Below are 21,353 nucleotides of genomic sequence, written 5' to 3'. Positions count from 1 at the left end.
GGCGGGATATCGTCCCTGCCTTCTGCGCCGGGTCCAGGTGGTCGGGATCCAGCCCCCGCACGTCGGCATAGCCGCAGTCGACGCATCCACTGGACTTCCACTCGGTCACCACGGCCTGAAGCCTCGCCCGCGATCTCCGCAGATCGTGCCCGGCACCGAGCCTCGCCCGCCGGGCACGCTGCCGTTCCAGGGCCGCAGCCCGAACCTCCGGCCGCTCCCACTTCTTCCGCCGAGCCCGGTTCGCAGCCTCGCGGGCCTCCGGTTTCGCGGCCCTCGCCCGGACCACCCGCTTGCACTCGCTCTGCAGACCGCTCGGCCGACTCGCGTTCCTCGGGAACTCCGAGGCGGGGTGGTGTGCCCGGCACGCAGGGCACCAGATCGGGGTCTCGGGGGTGATCTCCGCCGCCGGTGGCCGTCGCGGCGCACGCCTTCCCGCTCCTGTCTCCATGCGCGCAGCAAAGCAACCCCGACTGACAAAAAGGCGGGGCGGGGACGTGAAGTCCCCGCCCCGCCTCAGGTTTTCACCTCATCGGGTGAAAACGGGGTCGGGCGCGGTCAGCTGCAGCCGCTGGTGGAGCCGCAGCCCTCGCAGAGGTAGCAGCTGCCGGCGCGGCGCATCTTGGTGCCGCAGGAGAAGCAGAGCGGGGCGTCGGCGTTGAGGCCGAGCTGGATCTCCATCAGCTCCGTGGAGTTGTGGGCCTGCTTCGGGGCCGCCTTGGGCGCCTCGACGGCCGGGGCCGGAACCACGGCCGGCCTGGCGGCGACTGGGGCGGACTGGGCGAGCGACTCGGTGTCGAGCTCCTCGGCCTCCAGCGGCTCGTACGAGCCCGTCTCCAGGTGGCGCTGGCGCTCCTCGACGGAGTGGATGCCGAGCGCCGAGCGGGTCTCGAACGGCAGGAAGTCGAGCGCCAGACGGCGGAAGATGTAGTCGACGATCGACTGCGCCATCCGCACGTCCGGGTCGTCGGTCAGACCGGCGGGCTCGAAGCGCATGTTGGTGAACTTCGAGACGTAGGTCTCCAGCGGCACGCCGTACTGGAGGCCTACCGAGACGGCGATGGAGAAGGCGTCCATCATGCCTGCAAGGGTCGAGCCCTGCTTGGACATCTTCAGGAAGACCTCGCCCAGACCGTCGTCCGGGTAGGAGTTGGCGGTCATGTAGCCCTCGGCGCCACCGACCGTGAAGGAGGTGGTGATGCCCGGACGGCCCTTGGGCAGGCGCTTGCGGACCGGGCGGTACTCGACCACCTTCTCGACCGCGGCGGCCGGGGCCTCCTCGGTCTTTTCCTCGGAGTCCTTCTTCTTGGCCGAGAGCGGCTGGCCCACCTTCGAGTTTTCGCGGTAGATGGCGAGCGCCTTGACGCCCATCTTCCACGCCTCGAAGTAGATCTCCTCGACGTCCTCGACGGTCGCGGCGGCCGGCATGTTCACGGTCTTGGAGATGGCGCCGGAGATCCACGGCTGGATCGCGGCCATCATCCGCACGTGCCCCATCGGGGAGATGGAGCGCTCGCCCATCGCGCAGTCGAACACCTCGTAGTGCTCGGGCTTCAGGCCCGGCGCGTCCACCACGTTGCCGTGCTCGCCGATGTGGGCGACGACCGCCTCGATCTGCTCGTCCTGGTAGCCGAGGCGCTTGAGGGCGCGCGGGACGGTGCCGTTGACGATCTGCATCGAGCCGCCGCCGACCAGCTTCTTGAACTTGACCAGGGCCAGGTCGGGCTCGACGCCGGTGGTGTCGCAGTCCATCATCAGGCCGATGGTGCCGGTCGGGGCGAGCACCGAGGCCTGGGCGTTGCGGAAGCCGTTCTGCGCGCCGATGCGCAGCACGTCCTGCCAGGTCTTGTTGGCGGCCAGCCGGACCGGGGAGTCCAGGTCGTCCACCGAGACGGCGTCCAGCGAGGCGTCCGCGTGCTGCTTCATGACCTGCCGGTGGGCGGTCGCGTTGCGGGCGTAGCCGTCGTACGGGCCGACCACGCCGGCGAGTTCGGCGCCGCGGCGGTAGGCGGTGCCGGTCATCAGCGAGGTGATGGCGCCGGCCAGGGCGCGGCCGCCCTCGCTGTCGTAGGCGTGGCCGGTGGCCATCAGCAGGGCGCCGAGGTTGGCGTAGCCGATGCCGAGCTGGCGGAAGGCGCGGGTGGTCTCGCCGATCTTCTCGGTGGGGAAGTCGGCGAAGCAGATGGAGATGTCCATCGCGGTGATGACCAGTTCGACGACCTTGGCGAAGGCCTCCGCGTCGAAGGAGTCGTCGTCGCGCAGGAACTTCATCAGGTTGAGCGAGGCGAGGTTGCAGCTGGAGTTGTCCAGGTGCATGTACTCGGAGCAGGGGTTGGACGCGTTGATGCGGCCGGACTCCGGGCAGGTGTGCCAGTGGTTGATCGTGGTGTCGTACTGGATGCCGGGGTCGGCGCAGGCCCAGGCGGCCTCGGCCATCTTGCGGAACAGCTTCTTCGCGTCGACGGTCTCGATGACCTCGCCGGTCATCCGGGCGCGCAGGCCGAATTCGGTGCCGTTCTCGACGGCGGTCATGAATTCGTCGTTGACGCGGACGGAGTTGTTGGCGTTCTGGTACTGGACGGAGGTGATGTCGTCCCCGCCGAGGTCCATGTCGAAGCCCGCGTCGCGCAGGGCGCGGATCTTCTCCTCCTCCTTCACCTTGGTCTCGATGAAGGCCTCGACGTCCGGGTGGTCGACGTCGAGGACGACCATCTTGGCCGCGCGGCGGGTGGCGCCACCGGACTTGATGGTGCCGGCCGAGGCGTCGGCGCCGCGCATGAAGGAGACCGGGCCGGAGGCGTTGCCGCCGGAGGAGAGCAGTTCCTTGGAGGAGCGGATCCGGGAGAGGTTGAGGCCGGCGCCGGAGCCGCCCTTGAAGATCATGCCCTCTTCCTTGTACCAGTCGAGGATCGACTCCATGGAGTCGTCGACGGACAGGATGAAGCAGGCGCTGACCTGCTGGGGCTGCTTGGTGCCGACGTTGAACCAGACCGGCGAGTTGAAGCTGAACACCTGGTGGAGGAGGGCGTGGGTCAGCTCGTGCTCGAAGATCTCGGCGTCGTCCTTGGAGGCGAAGTAGCCGTGCTTCTCGCCGGCGGCGCGGTAGGTGAGCACCACGCGGTCGATGATCTGCTTCAGGCTCCACTCGCGCTGCGGGGTGCCGACGGCGCCGCGGAAGTACTTGGACGTGACGATGTTGACGGCGTTGACCGACCAGAAGTCGGGGAACTCGACGCCGCGCTGCTCGAAGTTGATCGAGCCGTCGCGCCAGTTGGTCATGACGACGTCGCGCCGCTCCCAGCGGACCTCGTCGTACGGGTGCACGCCAGGAGTGGTGTAGATGCGCTCCATCCGGAGACCGCCCTTCGGGGCCTTGGCGCCCTTGGCCGCGGCCTTCTCGGACTTCGACCCGCGTGCGGAACCGCTCGTGGTGTCTGTCACTTTTCCTCCTCCTGGGCAAACGCCCGAAGTGCCCCTAAAAGTCCGGGCACTGCTGGTTCGTTCTTCCGGTGTGCGGGCAGGCGGAGACCCAGCCTGCTTGCGCACGGTTTGTAGTGTTTCGTGCCCCGATTTCGGGCACGCGTGGGCCCCGCGGGGCCGTGGTGGTGCGGAACAGGGCCCGCCAGGGGCCCGGCGCCCGCTAGGGCGCGGCGGCGGAGACGGACACGCAGGTGTCGTCCGTCTCCGGGGTGTGGGGCTGCTCTGCGCGGAGTTCCGCGATGGCGGCCTCGAAGTCTTCCAGTCCGTCGTACGCCTGGTACACGGAGGCGAAGCGCAGGTAGGCGACCACGTCGAGTTCCTTGAGCGGGCCGAGTATGGCCAGCCCCACGTCGTGGGTGGTCAGCTCGGCGTTGCCGCTGGCTCTCACGCACTCCTCGACCCGCTGGCCGAGCTGGGCCAGCGCGTCCTCGGTGACGGGACGGCCCTGGCAGGCCTTGCGGACGCCGGTGATGACCTTCTGCCGGGAGAACGGCTCGGTGACGCCGCTGCGCTTGATGACCATCAGTGCGGCCGTCTCCACCGTGGTGAAGCGGCGACCGCAGTCCGGGCACTGCCGACGGCGGCGAATGCAGCTGCCGTCCTCGGTGGTCCGGCTGTCGACAACACGGCTGTCGGAGTGCCGGCAGAAGGGGCAGTGCACCTCGGGATCCCTCCCTGGCAGAACGTTCGGACCAGTCGAGTCTATGCGATGTGCCCCCGGCCTCGGCAAGCTGATCATGCGGGGCGACCACTAGTACTGGGCACGGAGAGGACTGTAGCCACTACATCTAGGCCTCAGGGGGAGGTGGACGCCCTGGCGTGTCGGTGCCGATTAGACTGCCGAGGTCGAGTTCTTCTCGAACATTTACTCGATGTACAACAAAGCCTTGATCGAGTCAGTCAACTCCCGAATAATTCACTCGAACGTGTGTTTGGCGCAACCTTTCGATAGGAGGCGCGTTGGGCTGGAAAAGGGAGAGGACAGCCGTCGAGAGGGGCCGCCGTGAACACGATCGAAAGCAACACCATCCCGGTGCAGGAACACTCCCAGTTCAAGGTGGGGCAGCGCACCACGAATCAGCAGGGTGTGGACATCAACATGGACCGTAGCGAAGACCACCGTCTCTCCGGCGCGGCCCTTTCCGGGACGCCCCGCGTCCCCGACCAGCCGATCGAACACTCCGCCGCCATGGACGACAACCACCCCTCCCCCGCCCGCGCCATGCCCGGCCGCCCGCCCGGCATCCGCACCGACGAGGCCGGGCTCACCGAGCGCCAGCGCCGGGTGATCGAGGTCATCCGGGATTCCGTGCAGCGCCGCGGTTACCCGCCGTCCATGCGCGAGATCGGCCAGGCCGTCGGCCTGTCCAGCACCTCCTCGGTCGCCCACCAGCTGATGGCCCTGGAGCGCAAGGGCTTCCTCCGCCGGGACCCGCACCGCCCGCGCGCCTACGAGGTCCGTGGCGTCGAGGTGGCCCGCCCGAACACCGCCGAGACGGCCGGCCGCCCGTCCACCTCCTACGTCCCGCTGGTCGGCCGGATCGCCGCCGGCGGGCCGATCCTGGCCGAGCAGACGGTCGAGGACGTCTTCCCGCTGCCCCGCCAGCTGGTCGGCGAGGGCGAGCTGTTCGCGCTCACCGTGCGTGGCGACTCGATGATCGAGGCGGCCATCTGCGACGGCGACTGGGTCACCGTGCGCCGCCAGCCGGTCGCCGAGAACGGCGACATCGTCGCCGCGATGATCGACGGCGAGGCCACCGTCAAGCGGCTCAAGCGCGAGGACGGCCGGATCTGGCTCATGCCGCACAACTCCGCGTACGAGCCGATCAACGGCGACAACGCGACCATCCTGGGCAAGGTCGTCGCGGTCCTGCGCCGCCTCTGACGTACGGCGCACAGCGCCACAGGCCACCGCACCCGGGGCCACCACACCCGGGGCCGCCGCACACGGGAGAGGGGCTCCACCGCGACCACGGGGAGCCCCTCCGGCGTTCGTGTACCGCGGCGGGGCCCTCAGCCCCGCTTCACCACCGGCCGCACCGGCGCCGCCGAGGCGTCGATCGCCGCCAGCGAGCGGCGCACCTGGTTGCGGTCCGTGGTGTACCAGAACTCCGGCATCGAGGACCGGAAGAAGCCCCCGTACCGCTTGGTCTCCACCCGGGGGTCCAGCACCGCGACCACGCCCCGGTCGTCGGCCGCGCGCACCAGCCGGCCCGCGCCCTGCGCCATCAGCAGCGCCGCGTGCGTCGCCGCGACGGCCATGAAGCCGTTCCCGCCGCGCTGTTCGACGTCCTTCTGGCGGGCGCTCATCAGCGGGTCGTCCGGCCGGGGGAACGGGATCCGGTCCATCACCACCAGCTGGCAGGCCGAGCCGGGCACGTCCACGCCCTGCCAGAGCGAGAGCGTGCCGAACAGGCAGGTGGTCGCGTCCGAGGCGAACTCCCGGATCAACTCGCCCAGGGTGTCCTCGCCCTGGAGCAGGACGCGGTTGTCCAGCCGCTCGCGCATCGCCTCGGCGGCCGTCTGGGCGCCGCGCATCGAGGAGAACAGGCCCAGTGTCCGCCCGCCGGCCGCGCCGATCAGTTCGGCCAACTCGTCCAGCATGTCCGGCCGTTCCGGGTCCCGCCCGGGATCGGCCAGGTGCTTGGCGACGTACAGGATGCCCTGCTTGGGGTACTTGAACGGCGAGCCGACGTCGATCCCGCGCCAGTGCGGGACGGCGTCCTCCCCGAAGCCCGGTTCGGGGTTGTCCCCGTCGGTGCGGACGTCCGGCAGCCGCGTCTCGGACGGCAGGCCGACCGAGGCGGCGACGCCGTTGAAGTCCCCGCCGAGCTTGAGCGTGGCCGAGGTGAGGACGACCGAGCGCTCCTTGTACAGGCCCTCTCGCAGCAGCCCGGAGACGCTCAGCGGGGCGACCCGCAGCGAGGCGGTGCCCAGCCCGTAGCGGTCGCTGCGCTCGATCCAGACCACGTCGTACTCGGAGTCCTCCAGCAGCCGCTCGGCCGTCTCGTGCAGCGCCTCGGCCGAGGCCATCGCCTGCTTGCGGACGGCGTCCTCGTCGCTGAGCCCCTTGTCCCTGGTCTCGCCGAGCGAGGTGATCACCTGCCGGGAGGCGTCCCGGATCGCGGTGACCGCGTACGCCAGGTACTCGGGCAGTTCCTCGACCCGCCCGGGCTGGGCGGTCTCCATCAGGCCGTGGTAGTTCTCGGCGGCGGCCTGGAGCGCGTCGACGGCCTTCTCGTTGGCCAGCCGCGCGGCCCGCTTCACCGCCCGGTTGACCGCGCCGACGGTCAGCTCGGCGGTGGCCGCGCCGGTGACCCGGTTGACCAGCTCGTGCGCCTCGTCCACGATCAGCAGCCCGTGCTCGGGCAGCACCGGCGCGCCCTCGATCGCGTCGATCGCGAGCATCGCGTGGTTGGTGACCACGACGTCCGCCAGCTTGGCCCGCTCCCGCGCCTTCTCCGCGAAGCACTCCTGCCCGTACGGGCAGCGGGTGGCGCCCAGGCACTCCTTGGAGGTGACCGACAGCTGGGCCCAGGCCTTGTCGGAGACGCCGGGGCTGAGGTCGTCGCGGTCCCCGGTGTCGGTCTCGTCGGCCCAGTCGCGCAGCCGCAGCACGTCCTGCCCGAGCTTCCCGGTGGGCCCGCCGAGCGCGTCCACCGGGTCGAACAGGCCCTCGCCCTCGTCGCTCGGCGTGCCCTCGTTGGCCCGGTGCAGGCACAGGTAGTTGGAGCGGCCCTTGAGCATCGCGAACAGCGGGCGGCGGCGCAGCACCGGGTGCAGCGCGTCGACGGTGCGCGGCAAGTCCCGCTCCACCAGCTGGCGTTGCAGCGCCAGGGTGGCGGTGGCGACCACCACGCGGTCGCCGTGGGCGAGCGCGGGCACCAGGTAGGCCAGGGACTTCCCGGTGCCGGTGCCGGCCTGGACGAGCAGGTGCTCGCCGTGGTCGACGGCGTCGGCGACGGCCTCGGCCATCCGGACCTGACCGGGGCGCTCCACACCGCCGACGGCCGCCACCGCGGCGTGCAGCAGTTCGGGGATCCGCGAGCGCGGGACGGCTACGGCTTCCTCGGCCTCGTCGCCGAGGTCCGCCGCCCGCTGGGATTCGGAGTCGTGGGATTCGGAGTCGTTCGTCATGACCCTCCCACCCTACGGGGCGGGGGTGACAATCCGGTTCCGTTGCCCGGGCAGTCGCACGTCCACGGCGACCAGCGCGTTGGGCACGGTCCCGTACCGGGCGGCGTGCGGGCGGTGCGGGCGGTCCTGGTAGCCGTCCAGCAGCAGCCGGTTGCGGTTGAGGCAGAGCCGGTCGATCCGGGGGCGGAACAGGTCGAACAGCTCGAAGCGCTCGCTCAGCTCGGGGAAGCGGTCCTGGTAGCGCAGCACCTCGGCGCGCAGCAGCGCCCAGAACTCGGTCTCGGGCAGTCCGGTCTGCGCCTCCAGGAGCGGGGCGAGGTAGCGGAAGACACCGATGAACAGCCCGGAGTGGATGAACTGGCAGAGCCCCTGCGGGCTCTCCCGCAGCAGGACCTCGGCCACCTCGGCGGGCAGGCCGTGGAGTTCGGGCAGGCCCTGGGCGCTGAGGTTGACGTCGTCCACGAAGTCCTTGACCGCGAGCCGGGCGGGCGCCTCGGAGGAGTCGAAGACCACGATGGCGTTCTCGCCGTGCGGGGAGAAGACCAGCCCGTAGCGGTAGAGGAAGTGCAGCAGCGGCGGCATCATCGAGGCGAACAGCCGGGCGGTCCACTCGGCGGGGGCGAGGCCGGAGCGGTCGATCAGCTCGGCGGCGAGCGCCCGCCCGTCGGAACCGGTCTGCAGCAGCGCGGCCAGGGTGCGGGCCCGCTCCCCCTCGGCCAGGAAGGGCCCGAGCGGCTGGCGCCAGATCGCTCCGAGCAGTTCCTTGTACTGGTACGGCGCCTCGGGCAACTCGCGGTAGAGCGGGTGGTCGACGGTGACGGAGGCGATCTCGCCGAGCAGGATCACCCGGCACTCGTCGCGCAGGTACGGGTCGGCGTCGCGCACTCCGAGCAGCCAGGCGGTGACGGTGGGCGCGGCCAGCGTGCGCTCGACCGGCAGGCCGCGCCAGACCAGGGTGTTGAGGATGGACAGCGGCAGCTTGACCGTGCAGCGCTCGGGGTGGGCGGTGTTGAAGAAGGAGCGGATGGACTGCTGGGGCAGTCGTGGGTCCCCGTCCGAGGGCAGCGGGACGATCTCGCCGGAGGCGATCCAGGGCGCGAACAGCGGCAGGATCGTCTCGTCCCACTGCCAGGGGTGGACGGGCAGCAGCAGGTAGTCCTCGGCGTCCGGGCCGAGCGCGGCGCGCAGCGCGTCCACATCGTCCAGCTCGCGGGCGTACAGCTGCTCGGGCCGCTCGAGTCCGGGCACGCCGCGGTACTCGGCGAGCCGGCGGTGGACGGCGATCCAGGGCAGCGGGCGGGGGCTGCGGGCCTCGGGGGCCCAGCGGGCGGCGTCGGCGGAGGAGAAGCCGATTCTGCCCTTGTTGGGGACGATCCAGGGGTGGCCGGTCTGCCGGCCCTCCAGGGCGGTGTGGTCGAGGTCGGCGAGTTCGGCGGCGGTCAGCGCGGTGGCGAGCTGGCGGGCGTCGGCGGTCAGGGTGGCGGAGAGCTCGCGGATCAGGTGGCCGGTGGTCTCGCCGCGCATGCCGAGGGTCTGCCGGGCGTACGGGAGGAAGCGCAGCGGGTCCAGTCCGTCGGGGCGGGAGCAGCGGACGGACTCGGGGTCGACCTGCCAGCTGTCGTAGGCGCCGCGCCGGGCGGTGAAGCGGTACTCGGCCTCGGGCAGCTCCAGCCGGTACTCGCCGGGCGCGTCCCCGGGGACGGGCCGGAGCAGCTCCTCGTAGGCGAACTCGCCCAGCATCTTGGCCAGCAGGGCGCGGCCGGCCCGCTGCCAGTGCCCGGCGGTGAGGTGCGGGGGCAGGTGGAGCGGCGGTTCAGCGGCCGACGGTTGCGGCACGGGTCAACTCCTGGGGGCGGGGGACGACGGTGGTCTGGTCGAAGGTCGCGGACGCGGCGGCCGTGACGGGCGGCGCGAAGCCGGTCCAGGCGGTGCGGCCGGGCAGCCGGTGGACGGTTCGCCCGGTGACGGCGTTGAGGATCACGGCGGCCCGGTGGGCGCCGAGTCCGAGGTCGGGGGTGCCGACGCCGTGGGTGTGCAGTTCGGCGTTCTGGACGTACAGCCCGCCGGTGAGTTCGGGCCGGGTGGCGACCCGGTGGTCCAGGTCGACCCGGTAGCGCCCGGCCTCGTCCCAGTCGATCAGTTCGGCGAGCGGTTCGAGGGCGGCCGGGCGGGCCGCCCGGTAGCCGGTGGCGAGCACCACGGCGTCGGTGCGCAGCAGGTGTTCGGCGCCGGAGTCGGTGTGCCGGCAGTGCAGTTCGAGGCCGCCGCAGGGGCCGGGGCGGGCGGCGGTGACGGCGGTGCCGGGGGTGATCTCGACCGGGGCGGTGTCGATCGGGCGGCCGATGGTGCGCTCGTAGAGGTGGTCGTGGATCTCGGCGAGGGTCTCGGCGCTGGCGGCCTTGTGCAGCTGCCACTGGGCGGCGACCAGCGCGTCCCGGACGGGTGCGGGCAGGCCGTGGAAGTAGCGGGTGTAGTCGGGGGTGAAGTGCTCCAGGCCGAGCTTGGAGTACTCCATGGGGGCGAGTGCCCTGGTGCGGGTGAGCCAGCGCAGCCGGACGCCGTCGCCCTCGTGCTGCCGGAGCAGGTCGAGGAAGACCTCGGCGCCGGACTGTCCGCTGCCGACCACGGTGATGTCCCGGGTGCCGGCCAGGTCGGCGCGGCGGTCCAGGTACTCGGCGGAGTGGAAGGCCCGGGGGTGGCCGGCCAGCGCGGCGAAGGCCTCGGGCAGGACCGGCCGGGTGCCGACGCCGAGGGCGAGGTTGCGGGCCCTGGCCTCGGAGCGCCGGCCGGTGGCGGTGTCGGTCAGCTCGACGCGGTACCAGGGGGCGTCCCAGCGCAGGGCGGTGACCTCGGTGCCGAAGCGGCAGTTGGCGAGCCGCTCGGCGGCCCAGCGGCAGTAGTGGTCGTACTCGCGGCGCGGCAGCTGGAAGCGCTCGGCGAAGTAGAACGGGAACAGCCGGTCCTGGTCGCGCAGGTAGTTGAGGAAGGACCACGGGCTGGTCGGGTCGACCAGGGAGACCAGGTCGGCGAGGAACGGCACCTGCATCCGGGCTCCGTCCACCAGCATCCCGTGGTGCCAGCGGAACTCCGGGCGCTGGTCGCAGAAGAGCGTGCGCAGGCCGGGGACGGGCTCGGCGAGTGCGGCGAGCGAGAGGTTGAACGGACCGATGCCGACGCCGAGCAGGTCGTAGGGAGGGGGTGTCGTGGTGTCCACAGGGTTGTCCTAGGCGGGGAGTTGGGCCTGCGCGACGGGCCCGTCGGCCCGGTCGCGGACCATCAGGGCGGCGCGCTTGTCGGGCAGGTCGAGTTCGGCGACGGCCCGGAATCCGGCTCGTTCGAAGGCCCGGACGGACCGCCGGTTGCGGACGTCCGGCTCGGCCACCACCCGTTCGCAGCGCGGGTTCCGGAGCAGAATCAATTCTGCGAGGGCGGCCAGGAGGACGGCGCCGAGCCCGCGGCCACGGCTGGCGGCGGGACCGAGCAGCAGGTGCACGCCGGTGTCGTGCGGCCGGGCCGGGTAGTGCGCGGCGAGCGGGTCGAGGTCGGCGCGGTAGACCTCCCAGTAGCTCAGCGGCTCGCCGTCGAGCAGGCCGAGGCACGGGGTGCTGCGGCCGTCGCCGTCCAGCTGGGCCCGGACGTGCCGTTCGGTGACCTCCGGCGGCCCGGCGAGTTCCCAGAAGGCGTCGACCTCGGGGTCGTTCATCCACCCGGCGAGCAGCGCCAGGTCGGCGGGCAGCCGGACCGGGCCGAGCCGGAACTCGCCGGCCGGGGTGGGGACGGAGCCCCACCCGGGCGGGTCGCAGAGCATCAGGCGCCCGCCACCGGGTTGGGGATGTCCACGTACACGGACTGGCTGGCGACCGGGCCGACCAGCTCGTCCATGCCGTTGATCCGGGTGAGCAGGTTGGCCTTGCAGGGCAGGGTGGGCGCGTCCAGCAGCAGCGCGGGCAGCGCCGAGCCGGTGGCGGCGGCCCGCGGGCCGGCCAGGAACCGGCGCAGCGCGGCCAGCAGCACCGTCTCGTCGGCGAGCCGCTGGGAGCCGAAGGCGCCGATCAGGCCGAGCACGTGGTTGATGCCGAGGTAGTAGGCGAAGTGGTGGTCGATCACCTCGTCCGGCAGGAAGGTGTCGCTGTCCGTGCCGAGCCCGGGCAGCCGGGCGGCGAGCCTGGCGGTGGCGCTCTCCCGGTAGTAGTAGCCCTGGTTGTCGCGGTAGCGGCCGCCGCGCGGCCAGCCCGCGGCGTCCAGCAGCACGAGGCTGTTCTGCTGGTGCGCCTCCAGGGCGATGCCGCCCCGGCCGTCCAGCCAGAGGATGGGCAGCACGACCGCGTCCAGGTAGCGCAGGAACCATTCGGCGGCGACGGTCGGCAGCGGGCGGGCGAAGCGGGCGGCGAGCGCCCGCAGGGTGTCGCCGAGCCGGGAGGGCACGGTGTCGCCGGTGCCCAGCGGCTGTTCGGCGACCAGTCCGGCGACGCACAGCGCGCGCTCGGTGGGCGCGAAGGGCTGGGCGCGCAGCACGGTGTCCAGGCCGCCCGGGTCGCCGAGGTCGGGGTGGTCGACGCCGATCCAGGCCGGGTCGCGGACGATGTCGAAGCCGGGGTGGGCGGCCCGCCACTCGGCGGCCAGTCCGCTCTCCAGCAGCCGGTGCATCTCCAGGCCGCGGTGGAGTTCCTTGCGCAGGTTCTCCCGGCGGGAGTTGGTGATCCGCAGGCCGAGCGAGAGCTTGAGCATCCACGGGGTGCCGGGCCGGTAGACGGTGCGCACCGAGGAGGTGGGGTACCAGGGCTCGCCGGCCGGGCCGAGGTCGTGCAGCAGCCCGTCGGCGAGCAGTGCGGCGACGGCCGGGCGGTGGGCGAGTTCGCGGGCCTGCCAGGGGTGCAGCGGGACGGCGGCGGTGCCGGGCGGCAGCGTCGTGCCGCCGTCGAGGAGGCCGGCGGTGAGTTGTTCGGCGCTCTCGGCGACGGCGGAGCCGGCCGCGAGCAGCTCGCGGTCCACGGCGTACCAGTGCAGTTGGAAGGAGCCGTGCAGTTCGGGCGAGTAGGCGGCGCTCTGGGCGGGGCCGAGGCCGTCGCGGCTCTTCGGCGTGGGGTGCAGCGGGTGGCCGAGCAGCAGGGACTGCTCGGCGACGAGGAAGTGGGAGCGCTCGGGGCCGCCGGGGGTGGCGGCGGTGCGGCGGTGGGCGAGGATCTCTGCGGTGCGCACGACCGAGTCGGCGACCCTGGCGGCCAGGTCGGCGACCTGCCCGGGGTCGGGCCGTTCGGCGGCCGCGGCGGCGAGCAGCGCGGCGGTGGTGACGGCGTCCACCGGGGCTTCGGAGACGTCGCCCGCCGCGGTGGCCTCCCCGACCGCGAGGGTGGCGGGCCCGAAGCGGTGCCAGCCGCCGGGCGACCAGTAGCGGACGGGGGCGGTGAGCCGGGCGGCCCCGCCGAGGACGGCGATCCGCAGCCGGCCGTCCGGTCCGGGCCGGGCTCCGGTCTCGCGCGTCCAGCAGCGCAGCAGGGCCTCCAGTCCCGCCTGTTCGGCGGCGACGGCCGGGTCGGGGTGCAGCAGCAGGTCGTGCTCGAGGTCCGCCCGTTCCACGGCGGGCGGCGGTACGGGCGGTGCTCCGGTGAGGGCGGCGGTGCTCAAGGCTGCTCCTTGGGGCGCGTGGGGGTGCGGACGCGCACTGTGGTGGAGGGGATCGGCGGGCACCCGCACCGTCGCGTCAGGTAAGGGTTACCTATCCATGACGGGTGATCACAAGGACGGCTCACTCGTCCGGGTGAGAATCGGCGATTGTCCACCTCCGGGGCCGATCGTCCTGCTGGGCCGGTGCGCCGGCCGGGCCCGGGTCACGGATCGGTGACCTCCGGCCCGCGCCGCAACCCGGGGGGCGGGCACCGTCGTCCTCGTCTGCGATGGAAGACTCCAGGACGGCGGAGCGCCGCACCGCGAACCGGCCGGGCCCGTACCGCTCCGGTCCGAAGCCGCCGGCCCGGCACCGTCAGGGGGCCCGGCACCGCCCGGCACCCGGCACCGATCGAACGAGCACAGGGGGAAGCGCACAGATGCCCACGATCCACCGGTCAGCCCTGGCCGCCGCCCTGGCCGCGGGCACCCTGCTCGCCGTGACCGCCTGCGGGCCGGACGGCCCGGCGGGCGGCGGAGGGACCGCCGCCGCGGCGCCGCCCTCCTCCTCCACGGCCCCGACCGCGGGCTCGGGCGGGGTGATCGGCGGGCTCACCCTCCCGTCCGGGATCCCGACCAGCCTGCTGGAGGGGCTGCCCAGGAGCTGGGACGACCTGAAGAAGTGGAAGTACGAGGACTGGGACAAGTGGGCGTCCAAGCACGTCTTCAACAACCCGGTGGTGAAGGACTTCTGGGACCCGGACAAGATGGGCGACTCCAAGCCCGCCGACCCGGCGCCGCCCGCCGCCAAGCCCGCCCCGGCCACGCCCGCGCCGGCCACCGACGACGGCGTGACCGACCCCGAGCCCGCGCTCGTCAAGGCCGTGGCGATGCCCCGCCCGTACACGAAGCAGCCCTCCGGCAAGGTGTTCTTCTCCGCCCAGGGCGGCCGCGGCAACTGCTCGGCGACGGTGATCGCCGACCCGCAGCACCCGGGCAAGAGCAACCTGGTCTGGACGGCCGGCCACTGCGTGCACGAGGGCAAGGGCGGGAACTTCTACAAGGACCTGGTCTTCGTGCCCGCCTACAACAACTCGGGCGCCTCCAGCGGCGGCAAGCGCGCCCCGCTGTCCGAGCTGGCCCCGCTCGGCACCTGGTGGGCCGACCAGGTCACCACCTCGCCGCAGTGGATGGTCGAGGGCGGCGGCAGCGGCGACGCCGCCAACCAGTACGACTTCGCGGTCATGCGCGTGCACAACCAGAACGACACCGGCAAGTCCCTGGAGGAGACGGTCGGTTCGGCCGTCCCGGTCTGGTTCGACGCCCCGCGCGACCAGCTCAAGGTCGCGGCCGTCGGCTACCCGCTGATGAAGCCGTTCGACGGCCAGGAGCTGTACAGGTGCGAAGGCGGCAAGCCCACCCGGCTCTCCTTCGACGCCAAGCGCCCGACCATGCTGACCATCGGCTGCAACATGACCCAGGGCGCCAGCGGCGGCGGCTGGTTCGCCACCATGCCGGACGGCAGGACCGCCCTGGTCAGCAACACCTCGATCGGCACCCAGGAGCACACCTCGCTGAGCGGTCCGTACCTGGAGGCGGTCGCCCGGCAGGCGCTGGACTGGATCTCCAAGAAGTGACCGGCCACCCGGGACGCGGCAGCGGCCGCCACCGGGGGCGGTGACGGAACCACCAGCACAGCACGGGGGACGAGCCAGCATGCCGAGAACCACCAGCCGCGGGCGCCGGGCCGCGACGGCCGGCGCCGCGCTGCTCGCCGCGCTCGCGCTGGGCGCGGCCGGGTGCGGCCCGGACGGCCCGGCCCGGCCCCCCACCGCGCCGCTCGCCCTGCCGAGGTCCGCGCCCACCAGCACCGGCGACCTGACCGGCTGGAAGGTGGAGGACTGGGCCCGCTACGTCGCCGACAGCGCCTTCGCCGACGACCCGGCGCCCCGCCCCTGGACGGCGGCCCGGATGGACGCCGCCAGGCCCCGGCCCACCCCGGAGTACTCCCTGACCGCCCCCGCCGCGCCCGGCGTCGAGCGGGACGCCCCGCCCGCCGCCGTCCCGGCCGCGCCGCAGCCGCACCCGTACGGCCCGGCCGGCTCGGTGGTCGGCCGGCTCTTCATGACCACGCCGCAGGGTGACGCGGCCTGTTCCGCCACCGTGGTCTCCGACCCGGTCAACCCCGGCCGCAGCAACCTCGTGTACACCGCCGCGCACTGCCTGCACGACGGCAAGGGCGGCGACTGGCTGCGGAACCTGGTCTTCGTGCCGGGCTACAACCGGGACGGCCGGCTGGTCCACGGCAAGCCGAACCCCGACCAGCGGGCCGCCCCGTACGGCCGGTGGACGGCGGTGCGCGCGCTGGTCTCGCCGACCTGGCTCCAGGAGGGCGGCGTCGGCGCCCGCGACCAGTACGACTACGGCGTCCTGCGGGTGAGCGGCGAGGACGGCTCCGGCAGGTCCCTGGAGGAGGCGGTCGGCGGGGCGGTGCCGATCTGGTTCAACGCCCCGCGCGAGCAGATCACCGCGGTCGCCGCCTACGGCTATCCGGCCGAGCGGCCGTTCGACGGGCTGGAGCTCGCGCACTGCGACTCCCCGGTCGCGCCCGGGCGGCTGTCCTTCGACCGGAGCCGGCCGCCGATGTACGTGATCGGCTGCACCATGACGGCCGGCGCCGCCGGCGGCGGCTGGTTCGTCACCAGGGACGGCAAGCCCAACCTGATCAGCGTCGGCGCGGTCGGCGACCGCAACCCGGCCGACTACCAGGCCGGCCCCTCCCTGCAGGACCAGGCGAAGCAGGCCTTCGACTACTTCGCCAAGAACGTCAGGTGACCCGGCCGGCCAGGGCGCGCGAAGGGCCCCGGGACGAACACCGTCCCGGGGCCCTCGGTACGCTCCGGCGTCAGCCCTGCAGGGCCACCGCGAAGTACTCCAGCTCGGCGGCCAGCTCGGCCTGCACCTTGGCGTGCAGCAGGGTGCCCTCGCCGGTGTGCTCGGTGGAGAGCAGCTCCCCCTCCGCGTGCACCCGGGAGACCAGCGCGCCCTGGGTGTAGGGCACCAGGGCCCGCACCTCGACCGCCGGACGCGGCAGCTCGTCGTCGATCAGCTGCAGCAGCTCCTCGATGCCCGCGCCGCTGCGGGCCGACACCACGATGGCGTGCGGCTCGCGGCGCAGCAGCCGCTGGAGCACGTGCGGATCGGCGGCGTCCGCCTTGTTGATCACCACGATCTCCGGCACGTTCTGCGCGTCGACCGAGACGATGACCTCGCGGACGGCGGCCAGCTGCGTCTCCGGCTCGGGGTGCGAGCCGTCCACCACGTGCAGGATGAGGTCCGCGTCGGCGACCTCCTCCATGGTCGAGCGGAAGGCCTCGACCAGGTGGTGCGGCAGGTGCCGGACGAAGCCGACGGTGTCGGCCAGGGTGTAGAGCCGCCCGCTCGGGGTCTCGGCCCGGCGCACGGTCGGGTCCAGGGTGGCGAACAGCGCGTTCTCCACCAGCACGCCCGCGCCGGTGAGCCGGTTGAGCAGGGAGGACTTGCCGGCGTTGGTGTACCCGGCGATGGCCACGGACGGCACCTGGTGGCGCTTGCGCTCCTGGCGCTTGGTGTCGCGGCCCTTCTTCATGTCGGCGATCTCCTTGCGGAGCTTCGCCATCTTCTCGCGGATCCGGCGCCGGTCGGTCTCGATCTTGGTCTCACCGGGACCACGGGTGGCCATGCCGCCGCCCGAGGTGCCGGAGCCACCGCCACCCATCTGCCGGGACAGCGACTGACCCCAGCCTCGCAGCCGCGGCAGCATGTACTGCATCTGCGCGAGCGAGACCTGCGCCTTGCCCTCCCGGGACTTGGCGTGCTGGGCGAAGATGTCCAGGATCAGGGCCGTCCGGTCGACGACCTTGACCTTGACCACGTCCTCCAGGTGGATCAGCTGCCCGGGGGTGAGCTCACCGTCGCAGACCACGGTGTCGGCGCCGCTGGCGGCGACGATGTCCCGCAGCTCCTTCGCCTTGCCGGAGCCGATGTAGGTGGCCGCGTCGGGCTTGTCACGGCGCTGGATGACGCCGTCCAGCACCTGGGAGCCGGCCGTCTCGGCGAGCGCGGCGAGCTCGGCCATCGAGTTCTCCGCCTCCTCCAGCGTGCCGTCCGTCCAGACGCCGACGAGCACCACGCGCTCCAGGCGGAGCTGGCGGTACTCGACCTCGGTGACGTCTTCGAGTTCGGTGGAGAGGCCGACGACCCGGCGCAGGGCCGCTCGCTCGCTGCGGTCGTACTGGTCGCCGTCGTAGTGGTGGCCGAGGTCCTCGTCGATGGCCGCGAGGTCCTCGTCCATGAGGGCTTCCGCCCGCAGACCGTCGAGGCGGCGCGGAGCGTCGGCGTGGTCGCGGGTGTCGAACGTGGAGGTCATTCTGTCCTTTGGCTCGCTGGTACGGGTGGCCTTCGGGGACCGCGGTGACGGTCCCGTACGGAGTCTGCCCAGCTGCCGCCCCGGCTACCGTCCGGGCGGGGTGAGCTACCCCTCAGGTCCGCGGACGCGAACCCGGGCTCCTGTGCCCGGAGAACGCCGTGGACCGGCCGTGAATTCCCCATGATGGTCGCACGCCCGACGCGGGCCGGTCATCCCCATTTCCCCCGCGCCACCGGGCCGGGGGCGCGCCCCGGGGGCCGCTCCCCCGCCTCCCGGGCGCCCTCCGGGGCGTGCGGGCGGCTCACGTCGTACACCCCGGACACCTTGAGCATCGCCCGCATCAGCCCCGGCAGCGCGGCCGGCTCGGGCAGTTCGACGGTGTAGGTGTGCCGGACCCTGGACTCCTGCGGCGGCTCGACCTCGGCCGAGACGATGCCGACGCCCGCGCCGGAGATCGCCGCGGTGAGGTCGGCGAGCAGCCGGGGCCGGTTCAGCGCCTCGGCCCGCAGGGTCGCCCGGTGTCCGGCCGCCGGCGCGCCCTCCGGGCACCAGCGGACCTCCAGCTCGGCCCGCCCGTCCGCGCGCATCCGCTCCCCCGCCGGACAGCCGGTGCGGTGCACCGCGACCGCCGCTCCGCCGCGGATCGGGTAGCCGGCCACCTCGTCCGGCGGCACCGGGGTGCAGCAGCGGGCCAGCCGGACCGAAGCCCCGGGCCGGCCGGCCACCGCGACCGGGGCGCCCGGCCGCCGGGTGGCGGGGCGCCCGGGCGGGGCGGGCTGGCCGCCGGCCGGGCCGGTGCGGACCACCGGCTGCCGGGCCGGGTGGCCGGCCAGCCAGCGCTCGATGGCCAGCCGGGCGGCCGGGGTGCGGGCGTGCGCCAGCCACTCGGGGGCGGGGCCGGAGGGCTGCCCGCCGCCGGCCGGGAGGGTCTCGGTGAGCACCGCGATCTGGTCGCCGTCCTCCAGCACGGTGGAGAGCGCGGTGAGCCGCCCGTTGACCCGCGCGCCGATGCACCGGTGGCCGGTCTCCTCGCCGAGCAGGTAGGCCGCGTCCACGCAGGTGGCGCCCGCCCTCAGCTGAAGCGTTTCGCCGCCCTCCGTCACCACGGTGATCTCGCGGTCGCCGGCCAGGTCGGCGGTGAGCGTGGACCAGAAGGCGTCCGGATCGGGCGTCTCCTGCTGCCACTCCAGCAGCCGGCTGAGCCAGCCCGGGCGGGCCGGGTCGGTGCGGTCCAGCTCGTCGGTGTCCTGCACGGCGCCGGCCGGGGACGGGTCCCCGAGCGCGACCACCCCGGTCTCGGCCACCTCGTGCATCCGCCGGGTGCGGACCAGCACCTCGACCACCGCGCCGCCGCTGAGCGCCACGGCGGTGTGCAGCGACTGGTAGAGGTTGAACTTGGGCGCGGCCACGAAGTCCTTGAACTCCCCGGGCAGCGGCGTCCAGCAGGTGTGCAGCTCGCCGAGCACCGCGTAGCAGTCGGCGTTCTCCTCGACCACCACCAGCAGCCGCCCGAAGTCGGCCGGACGCGGCCCCTGCGGCCGGCCGTCCGGGCCGGGCACGGCGGCCCGCCGGAGCAGCACCCGGTGCAGCGAGACGCAGTGCCGGGGCCGTACGGTCACCTCGGCGGACACCCCGGCCTCGGCCAGCTGGCGGGCCAGCCGGCGGGCGAAGGGCTCCAGCAGGGTGTCCGGCTCGGACTCGTGACCGGCCATCAGGGCGCGGGTGCGGGCGTGCTCCTCGGGGTGCAGGGTGGCGAAGACGATGTCCTCCAGCTCCGCCTTGAGCACCTGGATGCCGAGCCGCTCGGCCAGCGGGATCAGCACGTCCCGGGTGACCTTGGCGATCCGCACCTGGCTGGCCGGCTTCATGTGCCGGATGGTGCGCATGTTGTGCAGCCGGTCGGCCAGCTTGATCACCATCACCCGGACGTCGTCCCCGGTGGCGACCAGCATCTTGCGGAAGGTCTCGGCCTCGGCGGCGGCGCCGAAGTCGACCTTCTCCAGTTTCGTCACCCCGTCGACCAGGTAGGCGACTTCGGGCCCGAACCCTGCGCCCACCTGGTCCAGCGTCAACTCGGTGTCCTCGACCGTGTCGTGGAGCAGCGAGGCGACCAAGGTCGTCGTCCCGGCGCCGAGTTGGGCCAGGATCATGGTGACGGCCAGCGGGTGGGTGATGTACGGCTCGCCGCTCTTGCGCTTCTGGCCGCGGTGGCTGGCCTCGGCGAGCCGGTACGCGCGGGCGAGCAGGCCGAGGTCGGCCTGCGGATGGTGCCGGCGGTGCACCCGGACGAGCGGTTCCAGGGCGTCCGGCACGGGCGGCCGGCCGGTGGCGAGCAGTGCCGCCCGCCCGGCCCGGCCGAGGGCGGCCAGGCCCAGCTCTCCGAGGGGCCTCCTGGCCCCGGCCGGCCGTACGGTCGTCGGCTGCCCCGTCAGGGGCTGCCCGGCTGCTTCGATGGTCATCGGCACCTCCGGCAACGGTCGCCGGGCGCCGCCCCGTGCAGGGGGGTGATCTTGACACCCCTCCCCATGGGGTGATCGACCCGGTGGTCCATGCTACCGAGCAGAGCACGTTCCGCGACGCCCTGATTCCCGTCCGCGACCGGTATCACCCGATCGGGGGGATTCGTCACCGCACGAATTGGGCAAACCGGGCCTCGGGCCCGGCAGACCTCAGCGCACCGACTCCCACCAGCGCCCGTCCAGGCGCCCCTCGGCCACGATCACCGCCGGCCCGGCCATCTCGACCCGGCCGTCCGGGTGCTCGGTGATGACCAGTCGGCCGCCCAGCACGTCCACGGTGTACGAGACCGCCTCGCCGGTGACGGCCGGGTCGGCACCGTCCCGGCGGATGGCGGCCACCGCCACCGCGCAGGCACCGGTGCCGCAGGAGCGGGTCTCGCCCGAGCCGCGCTCGTGCACCCGCATCGCGACGTGCCGCGGCCCGCGGTCCACCACGAACTCGACGTTGACGCCCTCCGGGTAGGCGCCGGCGGGGCTGGTGAGCGGCGCGTCGAACAGGTCACCGGCATGGTCCAGGCTCTCCACGAAGGCCACCGCGTGGGGGTTGCCCATGTTGACGTTCAGGGCCGGCCAGCGCCGCTCGCCGACCGCGACCTCGATGCCGTCGGGGCCGGGCAGCCGGGCCCGGCCCATGTCGATGGTGACGTCGCCGGGCGTGCCGTCCTCGGCGGCCTCGGCGACCTTCGCGGTGAGCACCCCGGAGCGGGTGGCGACGGCCAGCTCGCCCGGCTCGGCCAGGCCGGCCTCGACCAGGAAGCGGGCGAAGACCCGCAGGCCGTTGCCGCACATCTCGGCGATGCTGCCGTCCGAGTTGCGGTAGTCCATGAACCACTCGGCCCGGTCGGCCATCCCCGCGGCGGCCGGGTCGGCGGCGGCGCGCACCACGCGCAGCAGCCCGTCCCCGCCGACGCCGGCCCGCCGGTCGCACAGCGCGGCGACGGTCTCGGGACCGATCTCCAGCGCGCCGTCCGGGTCCGGGACGATGACGAAGTCGTTCTGGGTGCCGTGCCCCTTGAAGAAGGGGATGCCGACCTGCTGGGGAGAGGATGCGCTCACCCCTCCGATGGTACTGAGCGGCGAACCACCCGCTCGCCCCCGGGCGCTCCCGGACCGGCGCCACCCCGGACGTTCCCGGACCGGCGCCGCCCCGGACGTTCCCGGACCGGCGCCGCCCCGGACGTTCCCGGACCGGCGCCGCCGGTGGGCGC

General features: G+C 73.3%; 13 protein-coding genes. 3 read left to right on the top strand and 10 right to left on the bottom strand.

The genetic code is table 11. From position 1 onward, the window contains the following. Window positions 1-555 precede the first annotated feature (555 nt). Entirely contained in the window at window positions 556-3,438 is a 2,883-nt protein-coding gene (locus ACGF0D_RS37930) for a vitamin B12-dependent ribonucleotide reductase (RefSeq protein ID WP_392924335.1), read from the bottom strand. 199 nt (window positions 3,439-3,637) lie between these two features. After that, window positions 3,638-4,138, bottom strand: a complete 501-nt coding sequence (gene nrdR, locus ACGF0D_RS37925) for a transcriptional regulator NrdR (RefSeq protein ID WP_392883657.1) — start codon at window positions 4,136-4,138, stop codon at window positions 3,638-3,640. A 528-nt stretch (window positions 4,139-4,666) separates the two neighbouring features. On the opposite strand from nrdR, the gene lexA reads away from it, so the two are divergent. After that, entirely contained in the window at window positions 4,667-5,362 is a 696-nt protein-coding gene (gene lexA / locus ACGF0D_RS37920) for a transcriptional repressor LexA (RefSeq protein WP_392883748.1), read from the top strand. A 128-nt stretch (window positions 5,363-5,490) separates the two neighbouring features. On the opposite strand, the gene ACGF0D_RS37915 is transcribed toward lexA, so the two are convergent. From ACGF0D_RS37915 to ACGF0D_RS37895, 5 genes are read right to left on the bottom strand one after another with little or no spacing between them, the layout of a single operon-like run. Next, window positions 5,491-7,614, bottom strand: a complete 2,124-nt coding sequence (locus ACGF0D_RS37915) for an ATP-dependent DNA helicase (protein ID WP_392883655.1) — start codon at window positions 7,612-7,614, stop codon at window positions 5,491-5,493. Window positions 7,615-7,626: 12 nt separating this feature from the next. Beyond that, window positions 7,627-9,450, bottom strand: coding sequence for an IucA/IucC family protein (locus tag ACGF0D_RS37910; RefSeq protein ID WP_392883654.1), 1,824 nt, complete (start codon window positions 9,448-9,450; stop codon window positions 7,627-7,629). Beyond that, window positions 9,428-10,828: a lysine N(6)-hydroxylase/L-ornithine N(5)-oxygenase family protein gene (locus ACGF0D_RS37905; RefSeq protein WP_392883652.1), complete on the bottom strand. Its 1,401-nt coding sequence runs from the start codon at window positions 10,826-10,828 to the stop codon at window positions 9,428-9,430. The genes ACGF0D_RS37910 and ACGF0D_RS37905 overlap by 23 nt, the downstream gene beginning before the upstream one ends. A gap of 9 nt (window positions 10,829-10,837) precedes the next feature. Next, on the bottom strand, window positions 10,838-11,530 hold the full coding sequence (locus ACGF0D_RS37900; RefSeq protein ID WP_392924353.1) for a GNAT family N-acetyltransferase: 693 nt from the start codon (window positions 11,528-11,530) through the stop codon (window positions 10,838-10,840). Further along, a complete protein-coding gene (locus ACGF0D_RS37895) occupies window positions 11,422-13,239 on the bottom strand; it encodes an IucA/IucC family protein (protein WP_392924332.1) in 1,818 nt (605 codons plus the stop codon). The genes ACGF0D_RS37900 and ACGF0D_RS37895 overlap by 109 nt, the downstream gene beginning before the upstream one ends. Before the next feature lie 419 nt (window positions 13,240-13,658). Between ACGF0D_RS37895 and ACGF0D_RS37890 the strand changes: the two genes are divergently transcribed. Next, the gene (locus tag ACGF0D_RS37890; protein WP_392883649.1) at window positions 13,659-14,855 is read left to right on the top strand and encodes a trypsin-like serine peptidase; all 1,197 of its coding nucleotides are present in this window, start codon (window positions 13,659-13,661) and stop codon (window positions 14,853-14,855) included. Between the two features lie 79 nt (window positions 14,856-14,934). Continuing rightward, complete coding sequence (locus ACGF0D_RS37885; protein WP_392924329.1) at window positions 14,935-16,053, top strand: trypsin-like serine peptidase; 1,119 nt, start codon at window positions 14,935-14,937, stop codon at window positions 16,051-16,053. Between the two features lie 70 nt (window positions 16,054-16,123). On the opposite strand, the gene hflX is transcribed toward ACGF0D_RS37885, so the two are convergent. From hflX to dapF, 3 genes are all read right to left on the bottom strand, one after another. Then, on the bottom strand, window positions 16,124-17,626 hold the full coding sequence (gene hflX / locus ACGF0D_RS37880; protein WP_392883646.1) for a GTPase HflX: 1,503 nt from the start codon (window positions 17,624-17,626) through the stop codon (window positions 16,124-16,126). A gap of 209 nt (window positions 17,627-17,835) precedes the next feature. After that, a complete protein-coding gene (locus ACGF0D_RS37875) occupies window positions 17,836-20,085 on the bottom strand; it encodes a RelA/SpoT family protein (protein ID WP_392883644.1) in 2,250 nt (749 codons plus the stop codon). A gap of 210 nt (window positions 20,086-20,295) precedes the next feature. After that, a complete protein-coding gene (dapF, locus tag ACGF0D_RS37870; protein ID WP_392883643.1) occupies window positions 20,296-21,201 on the bottom strand; it encodes a diaminopimelate epimerase in 906 nt (301 codons plus the stop codon). Window positions 21,202-21,353: the final 152 nt, after the last annotated feature.

Origin of the sequence: Kitasatospora sp. NPDC048298 (genome assembly GCF_043201465.1) — a bacterium.
Classification (GTDB): domain Bacteria; phylum Actinomycetota; class Actinomycetes; order Streptomycetales; family Streptomycetaceae; genus Kitasatospora.
The sequence above is the reverse complement of the archived record's forward strand: the minus strand, read 5'-3'. Positions and strand labels throughout refer to the sequence as shown.

Coding starts and splice junctions, on each gene's coding strand:
- ACGF0D_RS37915 (WP_392883655.1), bottom strand. CDS start 7,614: ATGACGAACGACTCCGAATCCCACGACTCCGAATCCCAGCGGGCGGCG.
- ACGF0D_RS37875 (WP_392883644.1), bottom strand. CDS start 20,085: ATGACCATCGAAGCAGCCGGGCAGCCCCTGACGGGGCAGCCGACGACC.
- ACGF0D_RS37885 (WP_392924329.1), top strand. CDS start 14,935: ATGCCGAGAACCACCAGCCGCGGGCGCCGGGCCGCGACGGCCGGCGCC.
- hflX (WP_392883646.1), bottom strand. CDS start 17,626: ATGACCTCCACGTTCGACACCCGCGACCACGCCGACGCTCCGCGCCGC.
- lexA (WP_392883748.1), top strand. CDS start 4,667: ATGGACGACAACCACCCCTCCCCCGCCCGCGCCATGCCCGGCCGCCCG.
- ACGF0D_RS37890 (WP_392883649.1), top strand. CDS start 13,659: ATGCCCACGATCCACCGGTCAGCCCTGGCCGCCGCCCTGGCCGCGGGC.